The sequence below is a fragment of the Pseudomonas neuropathica genome (genome assembly GCF_051174785.1).
Taxonomy (GTDB): Bacteria; Pseudomonadota; Gammaproteobacteria; order Pseudomonadales; family Pseudomonadaceae; genus Aquipseudomonas; species Aquipseudomonas neuropathica_A.
On sequence record NZ_CP195111.1, the window covers coordinates 5889671 to 5910214 of the forward strand.

At 58.9% G+C, this 20544-nt stretch carries 10 protein-coding genes; 5 read left to right on the plus strand and 5 right to left on the minus strand.

Going from position 1 to position 20544, the window contains the following annotated elements; all coding sequences use genetic code 11:
- The first annotated feature begins 151 nt into the window (after positions 1–151).
- Positions 152–1063, plus strand: a complete 912-nt coding sequence (locus tag ACRRSD_RS26625; RefSeq protein ID WP_435036265.1) for a LysR family transcriptional regulator — start codon at positions 152–154, stop codon at positions 1061–1063.
- Positions 1064–1081: 18 nt separating this feature from the next.
- On the opposite strand, the gene argE is transcribed toward ACRRSD_RS26625, so the two are convergent.
- From argE to ACRRSD_RS26650, 5 genes are all read right to left on the minus strand, one after another.
- Positions 1082–2230 carry an acetylornithine deacetylase gene (gene argE / locus ACRRSD_RS26630; RefSeq protein WP_435036266.1) on the minus strand — a complete coding sequence of 383 codons (1149 nt, stop codon included), beginning with the start codon at positions 2228–2230 and terminating at the stop codon, positions 1082–1084.
- Complete coding sequence (locus ACRRSD_RS26635) at positions 2227–2904, minus strand: DUF1028 domain-containing protein (protein ID WP_435036267.1); 678 nt, start codon at positions 2902–2904, stop codon at positions 2227–2229. Before ACRRSD_RS26635 ends, argE begins: the two co-directional genes overlap by 4 nt.
- A gap of 128 nt (positions 2905–3032) precedes the next feature.
- Positions 3033–3449, minus strand: a complete 417-nt coding sequence (locus tag ACRRSD_RS26640; RefSeq protein WP_007910844.1) for a RidA family protein — start codon at positions 3447–3449, stop codon at positions 3033–3035.
- 58 nt (positions 3450–3507) lie between these two features.
- Positions 3508–4827, minus strand: a complete 1320-nt coding sequence (locus ACRRSD_RS26645; RefSeq protein WP_435036268.1) for a flavin-containing monooxygenase — start codon at positions 4825–4827, stop codon at positions 3508–3510.
- A 258-nt stretch (positions 4828–5085) separates the two neighbouring features.
- Entirely contained in the window at positions 5086–5904 is an 819-nt protein-coding gene (locus tag ACRRSD_RS26650; RefSeq protein WP_435036269.1) for an alpha/beta fold hydrolase, read from the minus strand.
- Between the two features lie 180 nt (positions 5905–6084).
- Here ACRRSD_RS26650 and ACRRSD_RS26655 point away from each other — a divergent pair, with 180 nt between their 5' ends.
- The 4 genes from ACRRSD_RS26655 (at position 6085) to ACRRSD_RS26670 (ending at position 20438) form a co-directional block, all read left to right on the plus strand.
- Positions 6085–6534: a winged helix-turn-helix transcriptional regulator gene (locus tag ACRRSD_RS26655; RefSeq protein WP_435036270.1), complete on the plus strand. Its 450-nt coding sequence runs from the start codon at positions 6085–6087 to the stop codon at positions 6532–6534.
- Between the two features lie 143 nt (positions 6535–6677).
- Entirely contained in the window at positions 6678–8384 is a 1707-nt protein-coding gene (locus tag ACRRSD_RS26660) for a ShlB/FhaC/HecB family hemolysin secretion/activation protein (protein WP_435036271.1), read from the plus strand.
- Positions 8385–8408: 24 nt separating this feature from the next.
- A complete protein-coding gene (locus tag ACRRSD_RS26665) occupies positions 8409–19892 on the plus strand; it encodes a filamentous hemagglutinin N-terminal domain-containing protein (protein WP_435036272.1) in 11484 nt (3827 codons plus the stop codon).
- Entirely contained in the window at positions 19893–20438 is a 546-nt protein-coding gene (locus ACRRSD_RS26670; RefSeq protein WP_435036273.1) for a hypothetical protein, read from the plus strand.
- Positions 20439–20544 lie beyond the last annotated feature (106 nt).

Here is a 20544-nt window from a genome sequence, read left to right on the forward strand (position 1 = left end):
TGTGCAAAGCGTCGGGATAGATAAATTAGTAAGTTTGTTGCTTCAGACCTTAAAAAAAATATGCTCACGCGCACGGGCTCGTCCGGTATGTTCAACTTTGATCGTGCGCCAGGGAACCAGGGCGAATATCAGCGCTCTTCGGGAGGTTCACATGGCTGCCTACAACCTGCGTCAGCTCAAATACTTCGTCACCACGGCCGACTGCGGCAGCGTCGCCGAAGCCTCGCGCAAGCTCTACATCGCGCAACCGTCGGTCTCCACGGCCATCAAGCACCTGGAAGAAAGTTTCGGCGTGCAGTTGTTCATCCGCCATCACGCCCAAGGCGTGTCGCTGACACCCAGTGGCTCGCGGTTCTATCGCAAGGCGCTGGAGCTGTTGCGCGTGGCTCACGAGTTCGAGCAGAACGCGCTGGCTGACAATGACGTGGTCGCGGGGCAGATCGATATCGGCTGTTTCGAAACCGTCGCGCCGCTGTATATGCCGCGTCTGATTGCCGGGTTCAAGGCGCGCTGGCCGGGGGTGGAAATCCGCATTCGTGATGGCGAACAACAGGAGTTGGTGCAGGCACTGACCGCCGGCAGCATCGACGTGGCGATGCTGTTCGAGCACGATCTCGATAGCACGATTGAAACCACGCCGCTGATGCCCGCGCAGCAGCCTTACGCCTTGCTCCCGGCGGATCACCGTTTTGCGCAGCAGGCGAAAGTCTCGCTGCATGATCTGGTGCTGGAACCAATGATCCTGCTCGACGTGGTGCCGAGCCGCACCTATTTCGTGAGCATCTTCGAAGAGCGCGGCCTGACCCCCAACATCGTCTTCAGCTCGCCGTCGATCGAGATGGTGCGCGGCATGGTTGGCAACGGTTTCGGCTTTTCGATTCTGGTGACCAAACCGTTCAGCGATTACACCTACGACGGTCAGCAAGTCGTCTGTGTGCCGCTGGCGGAAAACGTCACCGGTTCCGGCTTGTCCGCGGCCTGGCTGCGGCGGGTGCAACTGACCAAACCGGTGCAGTTGTTTGTTGACCATTGCCGCGAAGAGTTGGCCCGACTGCACTCGTGAATGCCGTCGAGCCGCTGGTCAGAGGCTGATAAACGCCAGCATCCGTTGCAGCATGGCATCGCACGCCTGCAACTGTTCGAGGCTGACAAATTCGTCGGGCTTGTGGCCCTGGTCCATGCTGCCGGGACCGCAGACCACCGTGGGAATGCCCACCGCATCAAACAGTCCACCTTCGGTACCGAATGCCACGGTGCCGAAATCCTTTGATCCGCAGAACACTGAAATCAGCTCGGCGGCCTGGCTTTGCGCATCGGTGGCCAGCCCCGGATACGCCGACAAGGCGCTGAAGCGAATATCACTCTGCGCACTGACCGCGCGCATACGTGGCAGCACTTCGCGTTCGGCATAGGCTTGCAGCGCTGCGGCGACGAGGGCCGGATCTTGCGAGGGCAGGGCGCGGATCTCGAAATCGAAACGGCAATCGGCCGGCACGATGTTCAAGGCTTTGCCGCCGCTGATTACCCCGGTTTGCACCGTGCTGTAGGGCGGATCGAAGCGCGCATCGTGATGCTCTGGCGCTCTCAGCTGCTGACCGAGTCGGCCCAGTTCAGCGATGAGTTCGGCGGCGTATTCAATCGCATTGACGCCGAGCGGCGCATACGCCGAATGGCACGGATGGCCGTGCACGTCGCAGCGCATTGCCAGTTTGCCTTTGTGGCCGAGCACCGGTTTCAGTTCGGTCGGTTCGCCGATGATGCACAGCAACGGTTTGATCGGGCGTTGCTGCAAGACCTCGAGCAGCGAGCGTACGCCGAGGCAGCCGACCTCTTCGTCGTACGACAGGGCAATGTGCACCGGCAGGCGCAACGACGCCTGCACCAGCGCCGGCACCAATGCCAGCACGCAGGCGATATAACCCTTCATGTCCGCCGTGCCGCGCCCGAAGACTTTACCGTCGCGCTCCGTCAGTTCGAACGGCGGCATCGTCCACGGCTGGCCATCGACCGGCACCACATCGGTGTGCCCGGACAGCACGATGCCCTGTTGATCCACCGGGCCGATTGTGGCGAACAGGTTGGCTTTGCTGCGCTCATCGTTATAGATCAGTGCGCACGGCACGTCGAAACCCGCGAGGTAATCGCGGACGAATTCGATCAACTGCAAGTTGGATTCACGGCTGGTGGTATCGAATCCCACCAGCGTTTTGAGCAATTCGACGCTGTTCATCGATCATCCCCGGCCACGCCATAACCCGGCGCTTTGGCCGGATCGAGGGCGCGATCGATGTAGTCTTGAAGCTGCGGCTCGTAGGCATTCCAGAGCTGTTGCAACTTGCCGATCGGGTCTTCGTCGGCCCAGTCGACACGCAGGTTGACGATCGGCCAGGTTTGCTCGCCAACCACCACGACGGCGGCGGAGTGCACCGGGCCGGCTTCACCGCCGAGAGCTTGTGCGGCGTGCAGGGCCTTGAGCAGACGATCAGCGAGTTGACCTTCGCCATCCTCGAAGGCGCTGACCATGGCTTCGATCACCGCACGCCCGGCGAGCATGTTGCCAGCGGCGACGCACTGTTCGCCGCTGACGGCGTTGTGTATGCCGAGGGTTTGCGCACCGCTGAAATGTGCGGTCTGGCCGAGGTGGTTGATCGCCGTGATCTGGCGGTACTGGCTGTAGCCGTTGCGCGTGAGGACTTTGTCCAGCGCATCGTCGGGTGACAGGCCTTGTTCCATCAAAGCGAGGACTTCCGGGCCGAGAGACGGCAGGGTGATGTTCTGGCTCGCCACCGCGCCAACACCCGGCAGCAGCCACGGGCAGCGCGCACCGACGGCGATGCTGGAGGAACTGATGGCGACACCGAACTGGCCGGTTTCGGCGCAGCGGGCTGTGATTGAAAAGGTCATGGTTTTGCTCCGTTCGGAAAGTTGGTTGTCCTTGCGGGCCTCTTCGCGAGCAAGCTCGCTCCCACATTGAAATACATTCCCCTGTGGGAGCGAGCTTGCTCGCGAAGGCCGCGACTCGGTTTCCTGACTTACTCAGGAATCACCGCAATCACATCAATCTCCATCAACCACTGCGGCTGCCCCAGCGCCGACACCACCAGCCCGGTGGAAATCGGGAACACGCCTTTGAGCCACTTGCCGACCTCGCCATACACCGCTTCGCGATAACGCGGGTCGATCAGGTAAGTCGTGGTTTTGACGATATGGCTCATGTCACTGCCAGCTTCTTCGAGCAGTTGCTTGACGTTGCGCATGGCCTGTTCGGCCTGCGCGCGCGGGTCGCCGAGCCCCACCAGATTGCCGTCGAAATCCGTGCCGACCTGACCGCGCACATACACCGTATTGCCAGCGCGCACGGCCTGGCACAAATCGTTGTCCAGCGTCTGGTTCGGGTACGTGTCTTTGGTGTTGAACATGCGAATGCGAGTGTGGGTTGGCTGGCTCATGGAAGGCTCCTGAAGAAGGCTTGCCCCGGCGCAATCGGCGCCGGCGCGAAAAGGGAATTCAAGCGTCGACGGTATCGGCGGCTTGGCTGTGGAGGGTCCGGTGCAGCTCGGCTTCACGCTGCTCGGCATCGCGATAGTCGAGGTACTTACGCTGGGTGGCGATGTGATCGGCGACGTGTTTGGCGTCGTGCCACACGCCCCAGATAAACGACGAGCCCCGGCGCGACTGCCACGGCAGACCGAGGAAATACACCCCCGGCTCGCTCGACACACCACGCTGATGCACAGGTTTGCCCTTGTCATCGAACGCCGCGACCTGCAGCCAGGAATAATCCACGGCAAACCCGGTGGCCCAGATGATCGAGGTGATGCCAGCCTTGGCCAGATCCAGTTCGGCCAGCGGATTTTTCACGCACTCGGGGTCCGGATAGGTTTCGCGGGCCTCAGGTTCTTCCGGCAGGTCCAGACCGTTGCGCTCGATGTAGGCGTCGGCGGCATCCAGCAGCGCCAGATAGTTCTCGTCGCCGCGAGTGAGGTTGCCGACCAGGTCCTGCTTGAAAGTCACCACGCCGTTATTGAACGATTCGGTGACGCCGACCAGGGTCATGCCGCGATGGGCCAGACCACGGAAATCGATGGTGCGCCCGCCATGGGCACCGCTGACTGCGATGGTCACGTGCTCACGCCCCGGTTTCATCGCCGCTTGATCCCACTCGCCAAGCACGCCGAGCCACCAGCAGAAATCCCGGTTGCGATAGGCGCGAGGCGGGCGGTCATGGGCGCCAACGGAGAGGTAAACCTGCTTGCCGGAACGTTGCAGCTCATCGGCGATCTGCACGCCGGAGGAGCCGGCACCGACCACCAGCACTGCGCCTGCCGGCAGTTGCTGCGGATTGCGGTAGTCAGCGGAATGGATCTGCAGCAGGCGCTCGTCCATGGGGGCAATCGCCGGGATCACCGGTTTCTGAAATGGGCCAGTGGCGGCGACCACACGGTTGGCTTCGATCACACCTTCGGAGGTTTCGACGGTGAACCCCGGGCGACCGACATTGCGCACCACGCTCTTCACTTCAACGCCGGTGCGGATCGGCGCATTGAATTTCTTTGCATAGGCTTCGAAGTAATCCGCCACGCGCTCTTTCGGAGCGAAAGCGTCGGGATCGACGTCATCGAATTCCAGGCCTGGAAAGCGGTCATGCCACGCCGGGCCATTGGCAACCAGCGAGTCCCAGCGCCCGGTGCGCCAGCGTTCGGCAATGCGATTGCGCTCCAGCACCAGGTGCGGCACACCGAGTTTGCTCAGGTGCTCGCTCATGGCGACGCCTGCCTGGCCAGCACCCACGATCAGCGTGTCGGTTTTTATTATTGCAGTGGTCATCTCTACATCCTTCCTAGCAAGGCAGTGGGATTCGGGCCGCTGTTGGCTTGTCCGTTTGGCTTGAGGTCAGACTAGGGAGGAGGGGGGTATCGGTAAAATATTATTAAGCTGGGATGTGAAGATAAAATTCTGATGCAGGGTTGGGAACCCTTGAAACACGGGGTTTGCACAGAATCGGCTTGAGGTTGACAGGCAAAAAAACAGCTTGGCCTGACGTGCAGTGGTGAGCAGAATCTTCCCCTCACCACTGCGCCGGTTTCAGCGATTCAGAAACGCCAGCAAATCTTCATTCAATGCCTGCGCATGGGTCACTGCAAAACCATGCGGCGCCCCGGCGTAAACCTTCAGTTCAGCGCCCTTGATCTGCGCCGCCGCCTGTTTGCCGGTAGTTTCCAATGGCACGATCTGATCGCCGTCGCCATGGATCACCAGCGTCGGCACGTCGATTTTGGCCATGTCCGGGCGGAAGTCGGTCTCCGAGAACGCCGTGACGCAATCCACCGTGCCTTTGAGCGAAGCCAGCAGGGCGATGTTGAGGGTTTGCGTGAGCACGCCGTCAGAGACTTTCTGGCCTTGATTGGTGCCATAGAACGGTGCGGCGAAATCGGCGATGAACTGCGCACGATCCTGCAGCAGGCCGGCCTTGATGCCGTCGAATACAGACGTGTCGACGCCCTGCGGGAAATCGGCTTTTTTACCGAACAGCGGGGTTACCGCGCCCAACAGCACCAGACCGGCAACCCGCTCGCTGCCATGGCGGGCGATGTAACGGCTGACGTCGCCGCCACCCATGGAAAAGCCCACCAGCGTCACGTCGCGCAGGTCCAGATGGTTGATCAGTTGCGCGATGTCATCGGCAAAAGTGTCGTAGTCATAACCGGTCCACGGCTGATCGGAACGGCCGAAACCACGGCGGTCGAAGGCAATCGTGCGATAGCCGCGGCTGCTCAGGTATTCCATCTGGTATTCCCACATGTCGGCATCCAGCGGCCAGCCGTGGCTGAACAGCACGGGCTTACCGCTGCCCCAATCCTTGAAGTAAATCTCGGTACCGTCTTGCGTGGTGAAGGTGCTCATGGAAACTCCTGCTTCGGGGTTCAGTGCCGAAATGGCGGCATTCACTATCAGTGCAAAGCGATCCGGCTACTTGTATGCAGGTGCTGGTTTTGCGCCGGTTCAGTCATGGATCCGCTCCAGAGTTGTATGATGCAACCCCAAGCCGCGTAGCCGAATGATGAATAGAGGGAGTACGTTCAAGTGAAGCGCAAAAGTCTGCAGGGCAATGCCTGCCCGGTCGCCCGGACGCTGGACCTGATCGGCGACTGGTGGTCGCTGCTGATCGTTCGTGACGCACTGGATGGCATTCGGCGTTTCAATGACTTTCAGAAGAATCTCGACATCGCCAAGAACATGCTCAGTGCCCGGCTCAAGGCGTTGGTGGAGCAGGGGATCCTGCAGACCGTCCCGGCCGTCGATGGCGGGGCCCATAAGGAATATGTGCTGACCGAGCGCGGTAAAGCCTTGCAAACCGTGATCGTCGCGCTGTCGCAGTGGGGCGGTGAATTCATGTACGCGCCGGGCGAGCCGGGTTCGGTGATGGTAGACGCGCAAAATCGACAACCGATTCGCAAGCTGGTGTTGACCTCGGCCGATGGTCGCGCACTGGCGCCGGAGGACGTTGCGACGCGATTGGGTGTCGAACACTGAAGGGCAATGCTGCTTCAGCTGAGTCATGTACATTTCTCGTTACAAAACCGACAAAAGGTCGAAACGATTGTTTGACGTCAAAATGATGGCCATCTAATATCGCGCCACTATTTTGATGTCACTTTCGTCTCGAGGGATCGAACATGTCCTCACCCGCCCTCGTGGCGAGGTTGTGCTTGGCTTTGCTATGCCTTTCTCCGCTTCAGATCACCGTTGCTGCCCCCACACCCGGTGACACCGATCTTATCCGTGACCGCCAGAATCGTCTGCTCGAAGAGCAGCAGCGGCGCCTCGAAGAACTCAAGGATCTGCCCGGCAAGGACACCAAGCCTGCGCAACCGGCTGCCCCGACCGATACCCGTTGCTTCCCGATCAAAGACATCCAGCTCAAGGGTGCCGACAGCCTGTCGGACAGCGAAAAAAACCGTCTGCTCAAACCCTACATCGGCGAATGCCTGGGCGTACCTCAACTCAACGAGCTGCTCAAAGTCATCACCGATCACTACATCGAGAAAGGCTTGGTCACCAGCCGCGCCTACCTGCCACAGCAGGATCTGTCCAGCGGGCACCTGCAAGTGCTGGTGGTTGAAGGCAAGCTCGAAGGCATGAAAGGCGCGGAAAGCAGTCGACTCTCAGAGCGCGAACTGGCCATGGCTTTTCCCGGCAAAACCGGCGAACTGGTCAACCTGCGCGAGATCGAGCAAATGGTCGATCAGCTCAACCGCCTGCCATCCAATCAGGCAAAAATGGAGCTGGCGCCCGGCCAGAATGTCGGCGGCAGCGAAGTGCTGGTCACCAACACCCCGCAAAAACCATGGCGAGTCGGGCTGTCACGCAACAACGACGGCCAGCGCAGCACCGGCGAACAGCAATGGGGCACCACGTTTGACTGGGACAGCCCGCTTGGCCTGGCCGATCAGTTGAGCCTGCGCGGTGGTCACGATGCGATGACCGATCATCAGCACACCTCGCGTAACGCCATGCTCAATTACAGCTTGCCGTGGGGCTGGTGGACGTTCAGCTACACCTACAGCCAGAGCGAATACCGCTCGCAAATTGCCGCCAACCTCTACAACTTCAAGCAGACCGGCGACAGCGAAAACCATCAGTTGCGCGCCGAACGAGTGATCCATCGCGACGCCGTCAGCAAGACCTCGCTCAGCGCTGGCCTGTCGTACCTGCGCACCAACAACTTCATTGAAGACAGCAAACTCAAGCTGAGCAGTAACCGCATCAGCGAAGCGCAGTTCGGCTTCAACCACGGTCGTCGCGTCGGCAGTGCCTTCGTCAACTTTGACGCCGGCATGCAAGAAGGCATCGGTGCCTTCGATGCGCAGGGCAGCCATGATCCGGGTCCGGGTGAACCGAATGCGCGCTACCGCAAATACACCGCCACCCTGAGCTATTTGCAGCCATTCAAACTCTGGGGCGAGTCGTTCAGTTTCAGCAGCCTGATGACCGGTCAGCGCAGTGAAGACGTGTTGTTCAGCCCGCAACGCACCAGCCTTGGCGGCTCGTCGTCGATTCGTGGTTACAAGGATCAATCACTGTCCGGTGACAGCGGTGGTTACTGGCGCAATGACCTGCGCTGGACGCGTCCGGTGACCATCGAATGGCTGCAACCGGTGTTCTCCGAATACGGCACCAGCCTCGGTTACGACCAGGGTGTGATCCAGAACGGTCGCTACAACGGCGATCAGCACGGGCGCATGTCGAGCAACTCGCTGGACCTGTTTGCCCGTGGCAAATACCTGTCCGCCGGGGTGACGTTTGCTCATTCCCTGGAACGACCGGATGCGCTGACCGAGCGTGAAGCACCGATCTACTTCCGCCTGGATTTCTTCCTCTAAAAACAATTCATCGAGATTATCGACATGGACGTTCGCCAGTTTGCCTCTCTCGCGTTCCAACCTTCTGCGGTCGTGAAAGACCGTGAACGTTTTTTGGGTATGCCCAAGCGCGGGCTGGCGTTTCTCTTGGCCAACGTCATGTTCTGGCAACCGATGTGGGCGCAGGCCGACGGCATTGTGGTGGCCAACCCGAATACCTCGCTGGATCGCGCCGGCAATGGCGTGCCGATCATCAACATCGCCACGCCCAATGCCAGCGGCCTGTCGCACAACCAGTTCCACGATTACAACGTCGGTGCGCAGGGGCTGATTCTCAACAACGGTTCGACGCAGAATAATCTCACCCAGCTGGGCGGGCATATCATCGACAACCCGAACCTGAAGAACAGCGGTTCGGCGCAGGCGATTCTCAACGAAGTCATCAGTGGCAACCCGAGTCAGTTGCGCGGCTACACGGAAGTGGCGGGGCAGTCGGCGCGGGTCATCGTCGCCAACCCGTATGGCATTACCTGCAACGGTTGCGGTTTCATCAACTCGCCACGGGTGACATTGACCACCGGCAAACCGGTGCTCGATAACGGTCGGCTGGATCGCTTTCAAGTCGATCAGGGTTCGGTGGCCATCGAAGGTGCAGGCCTCAACGCCACCAACGTCGACCGTTTCGAAATCATCACCCGCAGCGCAAAGATCAACGCGCAACTTCAGGCGCAGAACCTGACCATCGTTGCTGGGCGCAATGACGTCAACGCACAAACCCTTAATGCCACGGCGCGGGCTGATGACGGCAGCAGCAAGCCGCAACTGGCGATCGATTCTTCGGCGCTGGGCGGCATGTACGCTGGGGCGATCAAACTGGTCGGCACCGAGGCCGGGGTCGGGGTGAAACTCGACGGCAAGTTGATTGCCAGTGGCGGTGATATTCAGCTCGATGCCAACGGCCAACTGAGTCTGGCCGATACCTCGGCCACCGGCGCGGTCAACGTCAAAGCCGCGAGCCTTGATGCACGCGGCCCGGTTTACGCCGGCACCGCGCTCAACGTGCAGACCCAAGGCAATCTGAGCAACCGCCAGACCCTCGCGGCCCGCGACAGCCTCACCCTCAGCGCCGGCGGCCAACTGACCAACGCCGGTGCCATTGAAGCCGGCGTCAACGCCGATGGGAGTCGCAACGCCAACGGTGATCTGAGCCTCACCGCGCAAAACCTCGATAACACCGGCAAAACGCTCACCGCCAGCCGCAACCTGACGGTCAACACCGCGCAAACCCTGAACAACCAGAGCGGTACGCTCAGCGGGCAGAATATCGCCGTCACCGGCGGCATGCTCGATAACCGCAGCGGGGAGATTCTCGGTGACCTGGGCCTGAATATCGATCTCAGCGGTGTGCTGGACAACCGTGACGGTGTTCTCGGTTCGGCACGCACAGTGTTTCTGAAAGCAGCCAGTCTGGATAACCGCGAGGCCGGGGCGCTGGTCAGCGATGGCAGCCTGACTGCACGCATCAGCGGCACACTCGACAACCGCAACAAGGGTGCCATCTCGGCCAAAGGCGCGATTGATCTGCAGGCCAGCACGCTGCTGAACAGCGCAGGCAAAGTCATTGGCAACAGCACGCTGGCCTTGCGCGGCGACATGGTCGACAACCGGGGCGGGGTGATTCAGGCCGACCAGCAGTTGACCCTGAATATCGCGCAACTGGATAACCGCGAAAAAGGCGTGATCAGCGGCAAACAAGACCTGACCTATGTTGGCACTCGTCTGGATAACAGCGGTGGTCTTGTCAGTGCGGTCGGCCCGGTCAACCTGACCGCTGCCGAAATTCAAAACGCGGCCGGACGGATTGCCAGTCAGAGCGACCTGCTGGCAACCATCGGCTTGCTGCAACAACAGGGCGGCGCGCTGGTTGCCCAAGGCAATCTGAGCCTGACTGGCAAGACACTCGACAACCGCAACGGTGGCCTTGTCGGCACGACAAAAGCGCTGACACTCTCGGTAGACGACGTCGACAATCGCAGTGGCGAAATCTCCAGTAGCTTGCTGATGAACGTCAAAGGCCTGCGTCTGGATAACGGTGACGGCGGCAAAATCCTCTCCGGCAGCAACATTGGCCTGAGCGTCGGTAAGCTGATCAACCAGAGCAAAGGTTTGATCGCCGCCACCCAAGGCGCGATAACAGTGACCGGCACCACGCTGGACAACAGCGGCGGCAATCTCAGCAGCCGCAACGGTCTGGTGATTACCCTTGATGACGCGCTGACCAATTCGCTCGGCGCGATCAGCAGTGACGGCACACTGACCGTCAAGGCTGCTCGCATCGACAACAGCAACGGCAGCCTCGGCAGTGCTGGCAACCTGAAACTGATCAGCACTGGCGCGTTGCTCAATCAGGCCGGCTCGATCAACACCGACAGCGCACTGACCCTCAACAGCGGCAGTCTTGATAACAGCCGCAAAGGCGTGATCTACGGCCAAGGCAACAGCCGGGTCGAGACCGGCGGATTCGACAACAGCCAGGGTGGCAAACTCACCAGCGGCGCGGCGCTGACGCTCAAGGCAGGGCAGGTCAACAACGCCGCTGGACGCATCGCCAGCCAGCAAGCGCTGGACGTTTCGCTCACCGGGCTGGATCAGCAGGGCGGTGAGCTGTTCAGCAAGACTGATCTGACCCTCGATCTGAATCACGGCCAGTTGAACAACCAGAGCGGCTTGATCAATGCGCCCGGCACGCTGCTGTTGAAAAACCTCAACGGCGTGAGCAACCAGGGCGGGGAGATCTCCAGCCAGCAAGCCTTCACGCTCGCCGCGCACGACCTCGACAACAGCAACGGCAAATTGCTCAGCCAGCAGGGCCTGACGTTGCGCATTGCGGCGGCATTGAACAACCTCAAAGGCGTCATTTCCGGCACCACGCTGGACAGCCACAGCGGTAGTCTCGACAACCACGAAGGCTTGATCAGCAGTCGCGGCGAGTTGTTGCTTACCACCGACAAGACCCTGGATAACCAGCTCGGTACTGTCATCGCCGACGGTCAACTGACCGTCAACGCTGATAGTGTGGACAATCGTGAAGGCAATATCACCGGCAAGGCCGATGCCAGCGTGCAGGCAAAAACCGTCAACAACCAGAAGGGTCAGTTGATCGCCATCGGCGTCCTCAAACTGGAGGCCGATCAACTCGATAACCGGCAGAACGGTCTGCTGGGATCAAGCCAAGACATGACCCTGACCGTCGCTGACCTGGACAACCGTGGCGGCGAGATCAGCAGCAAGGGCGATTTGCGCGTTACGGGTGGCAAGCTCGATAACAGCGACGGCGGAAAAATCTTCACCGGCAAGGCCCTGACGCTGACCGTCGACGAAGTGCTAAACCGCACTAAAGGTCTGCTCGATGCGGGCTCGCAGTTCAATCTGCAGGGGCGCTCGCTGGATAACAATGGCGGCCAATTGCTCAGTCAGCAAGGCATGCTGTTGAACCTCACCGGCGCCTTTGATAACACCTCGGGTAAAGTCAGCAGCGAAGGCACGCTGACGGTCAACACTGCACAAGTGACCAATGCCGGTGGCAGCCTGTCCAGCGCGGCGGATCTGAAGCTGGACAGCCGCGGCAGAGTCGACAACCAAGGCGGGCAAGTGGTTACCGATGGCGCGCTCGTCCTCGACAGTGCCAGCCTCGACAACCGTCAAAAGGGTACGCTCAGCGGTAAAGGTGCGGTCACGGTCACCACCGGCGCCTTTGATAACAGCAATGGTCGACTGACCAGCGCTGACACCCTGAACCTCACTGCCGGCCAGGTCACCAACAGTGGCGATGGCAGTATCGGCAGTCAGAACGCGCTGACGGCTTCGGTCAGCGGGCTCGATCAACAGGGCGGCAAACTGTTCAGCAACACGCAACTGAGCCTGGACCTGAACCACGGCCAGTTGAACAACATCGGTGGATTGATCAACGCGCCGGGCACGCTGCTACTCAAGCAACTGAACGGCGTCAACAATCAGGGCGGCACAATTTCCAGCGCCGAAGCGCTGACCCTGACCGCGCAAAGCCTCGACAACAGCAACGGCAAGCTCCTGAGCAATCAAGGCCTGACCCTGCGCATCGCGGCTGCCCTCGATAACGTCAAAGGCATGATCGGCGCAGCCACCATCGACGCGCATGCCGCAAGCCTGAACAACAGCAGCGGCAACCTGGTCAGCCGGGGCGACCTCGGCCTGACCGTGGACGGGCTGCTGCGCAATGACGGCCATGGGCTGATCAGTGCGGCGCAAACCCTTGAGATCACCAGTGCCGATTTGAACAACCGCGACAGTGGTTTGATCAACAGCCAGGGCAAACTGACGCTGAACGCCAGCGGACTGGACTCCAGCGACGGCGGCGAAGTATCCGCCAGCGGTGACATCGATCTGAACCTGACGTCTTTGACCCAGAACGGCGGACGCCTGGTGGGTGACAAAGCCGTCACTCTCGATCTGGCTAATGGTGATCTCGACAACCAGCGCGGCGTGCTCACGGCTCAAGGGCCATTGACGCTCAAACGTCTGCGTGAGGTGAACAACCAGAGCGGCGAGATTTCCAGCAACCTCGGTTTCGAGCTGATTGCCCGAGCCGTGAACAACAGCTCCGGCAAAATCATCAGCGGTGAAAAACTGCTGTTGCGTGGCACCGAGCTAGTCAACCAGAAGGGCCTGATCTCCGGTTGGCAAGGACTCACCGTCAACGCCGACAGCCTGGACAACCGCAACAGCGGCACGCTCTCCAGCAAGTTCGCCGATGTCTCGGTCGACCTCAACAATGCGCTGCTTAACAGCCAGGCCGGAGCCGTCGTCGCTCAAGGCCATCTGAACGTCAAGGCAGGTAGCCTCGATAACAGCAACAAGGGCAATCTGAGCAGTGGCGCAGGGCAAATCCTGACACTGGGCGGCGCACTCAACAACAGCCAAGGCCTGATTTTCAGTGGCGCGGCGCTGGATCTCGTCAGCACGGCATTCACCAATGCTGGCGGCTCAATCAATGCCGAACAGGCCTTCACGGCCACGGCCACTCGTCTGGACAACAACGGCGGCCAGATCGCCAGCAACGCCGCGATCACCCTCAACCTGAGCGGAGAGCTGAACAACAACGCCGGCAAACTGGCGAGCAGCGGCGCGATGTTGATTAAAGGCGTGACCGATCTGCGCAACCAGAACGGCCAGATCGCCAGCCAGAAAACACTGGAAGCGCACACCGATTCTCTGGACAACAGCAACAAGGGCACCGTCGCGGCGAACGACCAATTGCAGATCACCGCAACGGGCGCCGTCAACAACAGCGCCGACGGTCTGATCTACAGCCAGAAGGCCGGCGTGCAACTGAACGCAGCCAGCCTGCGCAACGGTAAAGGTTCGATCCAGAGCGAAGGCGCGTTGACCCTTGAAGTCAGCGGTGAATTCGACAACCAGAGCGGCAAGGTCATCGCGCAAAACGGCAATGTCTTGGTCACAGCGGCCAACATCGATAACCGTGGCGGCACGCTGTCCAGTATCAAAGGCGCACTGGAAGCACGCACCGTTGGCGTGCTGCGCAACGGCTTCGACCTGAACAACAATCGCCAGGGCGGCATCATTCAGGCGCAGAGCCTGACGCTTACTGCATTGGCTGGCCTCAACAACAACGGCGGGCGCATTTCCGCGCAGTCGGCCGACAACAGCATTACCACGGCGGCGCTGGATAACAGCAGTGGAGTGCTGTACTCGAAAGGACTGCTGGGCGTCACCGGCACAAGTCTGGAAAATGCTGGCGGGCAGATCGCTGCCAACCGCATCGATTTCGGTCTCAGCGGCGCGTTGCGTAACGGCACGGGCGTCATTGAAAGCGATACCCAATTGAGCGTAAAAGCCGCCAGCGTCGACAACCAGAACGGTCGTCTGCGTTCGCTGGGCAACACCGGCAAAACCCTGTTCCAGATCGGCGGTTTGCTCGACAACCGCAACGGCGTGCTGGAAACCGCCAACGTCGACATGACCCTGGCCGTCGGCGGTCTGCTCAATGCCGGCGGGCAACTCAACCACGTCGGGCGCGGCAAGTTCGACATCTCCACCGTCAATGTCATCGGCGCTGGCGGCAGCATCGTCACCGGCGGGTTGCTGGAACTCAATGCCGACAGTTGGAGCAACTCCAACGTCATTCAGGCCGGTCGCCTGAACGTCAACGTCGGCCAATTCAGCCAGACCGCCAGCGGCAAATTGCTGGCTTCCGATTCCTTGCAGATCCGTGGCGGCAACTGGACCAACGATGGCTTGATCGCCAGTGATGGCATCCTCGATATGCAAATCGGCGGAACCTACGCCGGCAGCGGCCGCTTGACCAGTCAGCGCGTCGCTTACCTTTCCGTCGCGCAGATGAACGTTGCGGCGGGCGGCAGCTTCGCGGTGGGTGCCACGTCGACCGTCAATATCGGCGGGCAGCTCAGCAACGCCGGGCGCATGACCTCCAGTGAAGACCTGACGATCAACGCGGGCAGTGTTGCCAACTACGGCACCCTGGGGGCGGCGCAGAACCTCATCATCAACACGCCCTCGTTGCTCAACGATCGCGGGCTGATTTTCAGCGGCAACAACATGACCCTCGGCGTCAGCACGCTGACCAACCAGCACGGTGATATCTACGGTCTGGGCAACATTGCGATCGGCGGATACGGCGGCGTTCCACGAGCCGCTGCGGTCTACAACATCTCCGGTTCGATGGAGAGTGGTGGCGGTTTCAATCTCAACGCCGATGTGTTCGAAAACCGTAGCGAAGGTCCGGTAATGTCGGCTGATCGCAAGCTGATATCGGGCTTTATCGCCGGCAGCTGCGGCGATTGCGTCGGGGACAACTACAGCGTGTTCCTGGCTGCCCGCGAGACCTATCAAAGCACTGACAGCGATACCAGCCCGTCTGCCGTCCTTAACGTCGGCAAGGATTTCGTTTTCCAGGGCGGGACCTTTCTCAATAGCAAAAGCACCGTGGCGGCGAGTGGCAACATTACGATCAACGCCGATAGCCTCAAGAATATTGGCGCTAAAACCGGGACTATTGAAGTCACGCGCTACTACTCGATGGATTTGACCGATGGTGGCACCGGACGGTTTTTCGCCGGTGTCGTGATGCCTTACAACCAGCGCAACAACCCTGATTTCCCGTATGTGTATTACCTCGATCCAGAAAGCCAGATCCGCAAAGCGATCGCTTATTCGAGCACCAAGCGAGAAGGTGGACGAGACGGCGAAACCTTCAAAATCGTGTCACTGAAGGATGCCGAAACGGGCGAAATCGTCAGCGATCGCAAATATGGCCGGGCACTGTCCGGGTTGAGCAATGGCTTTGAAACATCAACGCCCTCGCTTTATGACCCGAACAATCTGGTAGCGCTACCGGACCAACTGGCCCAACTCACACCGACCAAGACCACTGAACTCGCCGTCGACAGTACTGGCAACACCAGCACCGTCACCGGTCGCAATGCGGTCATCCAGGCGGGCGGCAACGTCTCGATCACGGCTACCCGGGAAGTTGAAAACAGCGTGATCCATGAGGATTACGGCTCCAGCGGCGGCACCAATAAAGTTGCCGATACCAAGCTCGGAGGCAGCGCAACGGCCGTTATCCGCATCAACAGCCAGCTACCACCCGACCTCGCCCAGCAACAAGTCAATCCGCTGAGCTTGCCGGGCTTCTCCCTGCCAACCGGGGAAAACGGACTGTTCCGTCTGAGCGGGCAGGGCACGAGCAACGCAGCAGCGTCCGGCAATACCGGGCCGGCGCCGACTTGGACTGTCGGCACTGAAGCGGTGAACGCGCAGGACCATCTGGTAGCCGCGACCAGCGGCGGCCCGCGCAATTTGTTTATCGATGCCCCGGCAGCTGTCTCCGACAGCACTCGCGCAGTCGACACCTTCCACCGTACCCCAAGCGTAGTTAAGGCCGTCGCCAGTTCCGTCGATGTAAAGGTGCCGGATAGCTCCGCTGGCCCAGGCATGAAAGACCGAGGAAACGATGCCAAGGAGTTGATCGACAGCCGTCCGATCACCCGTGTCACCGGCTTGCCGGACACCCGGGCACCGTCCAACGCGCACAAATACCTGATCGAAACCAACCCGGTGCTCACCGACCTCAAGTCGTTCATGAGCTCCGACTACTTGCTGGATAAGCTCGGCTACGACCCCGACCAGAGCGCCAAGCGCCTCGGTGACGGTCTCTACGAGCAACGCCTGATCCAGCAAGCCGTCACCGCACGCACCGGTCAGGCTTTCCTCGACGGCCAGACCTCCAACGAGGGCATGTTCAAGTACCTGATGAACAACGCCATCGCCAGCAAGGACGCACTCAACCTGTCCGTCGGCGTCGGTCTCACCTCGCAGCAAGTCGCGGCACTGACCCACGACATCGTCTGGCTCGAAGAGCACGAAGTGAATGGCGAAAAAGTGCTGGTGCCGGTGGTGTATCTGGCGCAGGCCAATGGCCGTTTGGGCCCGACCGGGGCGTTGATTGCCGGTAACGATGTGACGCTGATTGCCGGTGAGAACCTGGATAACGTCGGGACGTTGAAGGCGACGAATAATCTGTCGGCGACGGCGGGCAAGGATCTGGTCAATAGTGGTTCGATCGAGGCGGGTAACCGTCTGGATCTGTTGGCGACCAACGACATTATCAATAAGTCCGGGGGCATCATCACCGGGCGTGACGTGTCGCTGAACACTCTCAACGGGGATGTCATCAACGAGCGAACCATTACCTCGTCCGACAGCAGCACGCGTTTCGGTACCCAGCATCACGACTTTGCTGATACCGCTGCACGTATCGAAGCCACCAATGACCTGAGCATCATGTCCGGCCGCGATATAAATATCTCCGGTGGTGTGCTGCAAAGCGGTCGAGACATGGATCTTGATGCCGAGCGCGATCTCAGTATCGCAGCGACACAAGTCAATAACAGCGTGTTTCACGACAGCAAACACAACAGTAGTGACACGACTCAGTTGGGTGCGACTGTCAATGCCGGTCGCGACCTTACAGCACAGGCCGGTCGCGACCTGGCGGTGATCGCCAGCCAGATCGATGCGAAACGTGATGTTTCGATGAGCGCAGCCGAAAACCTGATCATCAGTTCTGCGGCGGACGAACAGCACTCTTTGTCCAAGAGCAAGAAGCTTACGGTTCAGGAGGATCATGTCAGCCAGGTCATGTCAGGTGTGACGGCGGGCGGCAGTGTGGCGCTTAGTTCTGGCGAAGATCTGACCGTTGTTTCCAGCCGGGTCACGGCGGGCGACGAGGCGTATCTGGTAGCGGGTAACAACCTGAATATTCTCGCGGCTCAGGACTCTGATTACTCTCTGTACGACAAGAAGAAAAAGGGCTCTTTTGGTTCCAGTAAAACCAAGCGTGATGAGGTGACCAAGGTCAATAACATTGGCAGTGTGATCACCTCGGGTGGTGACATGGTATTGGTGAGTAATGGCGATCAACACTATCAGGCCGCGAAACTGAAGAGTGGCAATGACCTGACCATTACCAGTGGCGGCTCAGTCACCTTCGAAGGCGTCAAGGATCTGCATCAGGAGAGTCACGAAAAGAGCAGCTCAAGCTCGGTATGGAGTTCTTCCAAGGGCCGAGGTAATACTGATGAAACGTTGCGCCAGACTGAACTCACCGCAAATGGCAATCTGGTGATCAGTGCCATTGACGGCTTGAATATCGATCTGCGCGATATCAACCAGAAGTCGGTCAGTCAAACAATCGACGCAATGGTCAAAGCAGACCCGGGGCTGGCCTGGTTGAAAGAAGCCGAGAAGCGCGGTGATGTTGACTGGCGCATGGTCAAGGAAACCCACGAGTCGTTCAAATACAGCAACTCCGGAATGGGGCCGGCGGCGATGCTGGCGGTGGTCATCATTGTTTCTGTACTGACAGCAGGAACAGGAACAGCCGCGACGATAGGGGCTACTGCAGGTCAAGCGGCTTCGTCTGCGGCAATCGCTGCAGGTGCTTCCGCATCCACGGCTGCAACCATTGCCGCGGCTGCATCGGCGGCAGCCACGGCGGCGTTTTCTGCCGCGGTAGGGCAGGCAGCCACCAGTGCAATCAACAACAAGGGAAACTTGGGCGAGACCTTCAAAGATGTGATCTCTTCGGAGAGTTTCAAGAGTTACGTTTTTGCTGCAATCACGGCAGGTATTGCCTCGAAGTTCGGGTATAACCCCACAGATCTGCACTTCGATCTGGACAGTGTCCAAAGTGTGGCTATGAAGGCGACATTTGATGCCTTGGCGAAAACGGCAGTCATGGGCGGGAGTCTCCAGGACAACCTAGTTTCTTCAGCGCTTGGCTCAGTCGTTGCCATCGGTGGCGCAGTAGCGGCCAACAAAATTGGTGACATCACCGTATTCGACCAAGGCAAAGTCACCAAAGTCGTGATGCATGCCGCGCTGGGTGGCTTGATGGCCGAAGCGATGGGCGGCGATTTCCGCACCGGTGCGATTGCAGCGGGTGCGAATGAGGCGTTGGTTGATTTTTTGGCTGACAAATTGTTGCCGGTAGGCGTTGACAAGAACAGTGCGGTTTATCAGCAAGGAATAAACAAATTACTGGCAGCCTCGCAGTTGGTTGGCGTACTGACCGCTGCTATCACTGGGGGCGATGCATCGGCTGCCGCTGCGGTTACAGCCAACGCAACGCAATACAACAACCTGGACCATCCCTCCGCAGAACGGTTACTGAAAGAGCTTGAAGGCTGCCGATCAACTGCCGGGTGCAGTGCGCAAACGATCCGCGACATCATCACCAAATACGAGGATCTGTCGGCAAAACGTTCAATGGCGATCAATGATTGCAAAAGTCGCGCTTGTGTTGACGCGATCCAAAGCAGTGCCGTGTCGCTGGATACTCCGGTCGCCAAGGATCTGCTGAATTTCCTTCGCAGGAACGTTGCGTACGACATGTCTGGCCTGCTTACGGGCAATCCTGGTGCGGTAGCTGTTCCATCGCAAGGCGTCGATGGTTGGGGGGCATTGTTTACCTCTGATAAACAGATGGCCTTCGCAAAAAATCTGGCGGAAGGTTGGTTGACACCAGGCGAAATGGCGCTGGCAGACCAGTGGGCAAAAGATACCAGTTGGTTGGATCAGCAGGCAGGACAGCCATTGACGTTGCATGAGCGGGCGACGTTAATGACTGAGTTGCAGATGGCAGCAGGGATCCTTTTGATCGGAAGAAGTCCAGCTTCTTCGACTGCTGTGGAGTTCGTGCCAAAATGGACACGAAATAGCTCAGGCCAAATCGATGCTTTCACTTCTCCTGCAGAGGCGATAAAAATGCTGGAAGCCAATGGTTACGATAGGACGTTTTCGCAGGACGGAAAAATTTCAATTCTGACCAAGGGGGATAGAACCTACAGGTTTTATCCGGAATCGACGTCGACGAAAGAACCTTCCGCATCATTGGATATAGCAGGAATTAAAAAAACGATCGTCAAAATCCGATTCAAGGGTAAGTAAATGGGCCTGTCAAAAATTGATACTGAGGAGTCAATTCAGATAGCGAAAATGCTATCCAGTCGTATTGATTTTAAAAAAGATCTGCCCGCGATGGTGTTCAGCGACGTTGGGCTTGAATATTATTTTTTTGAAAGGCCGCTATTAAGCTTTGCTGATGTTTTGAATGAACTGTGCTGCCTGAATTATCAGGTCTTTTCAGCGAAAGTATTTTTCCTGTTTGGTAACCCGCATAGTGGCGCCTGCTACCTTTTAGATGGGCAGGACGTTGAGGAAGATATTGGGAATTTAAGTGCAGGCTTTCGAGATTTTTTCAAAGGGACTGTCGATTATCCGATGGTTATAGGTAATCTGGATGGTGATTGGTTGGCATTTGAAAGTGCGTGCGAAGAATATGGCGTAATAGCTTTGAATTCAGCTGGTAGCAGCCATAGGGAGTTCTCTGAATGCCTTCGCTGTAATTTGATCAGTTCCGAAGAGTTTAAAAGTTTGAAAGGTAATCATGAGGTTCTGGATAAAATCATTGATGCCTTTAATGAGTATTTTTAGGCGGGGGGGAATGTAGGCGTGGCTCAATGGCTGAAAATTATCTTCTGCCGAACGGACCCAAAATAAAAACGCCCGAAGAGATTCGGGCGTTTTCATGAGTGAGACG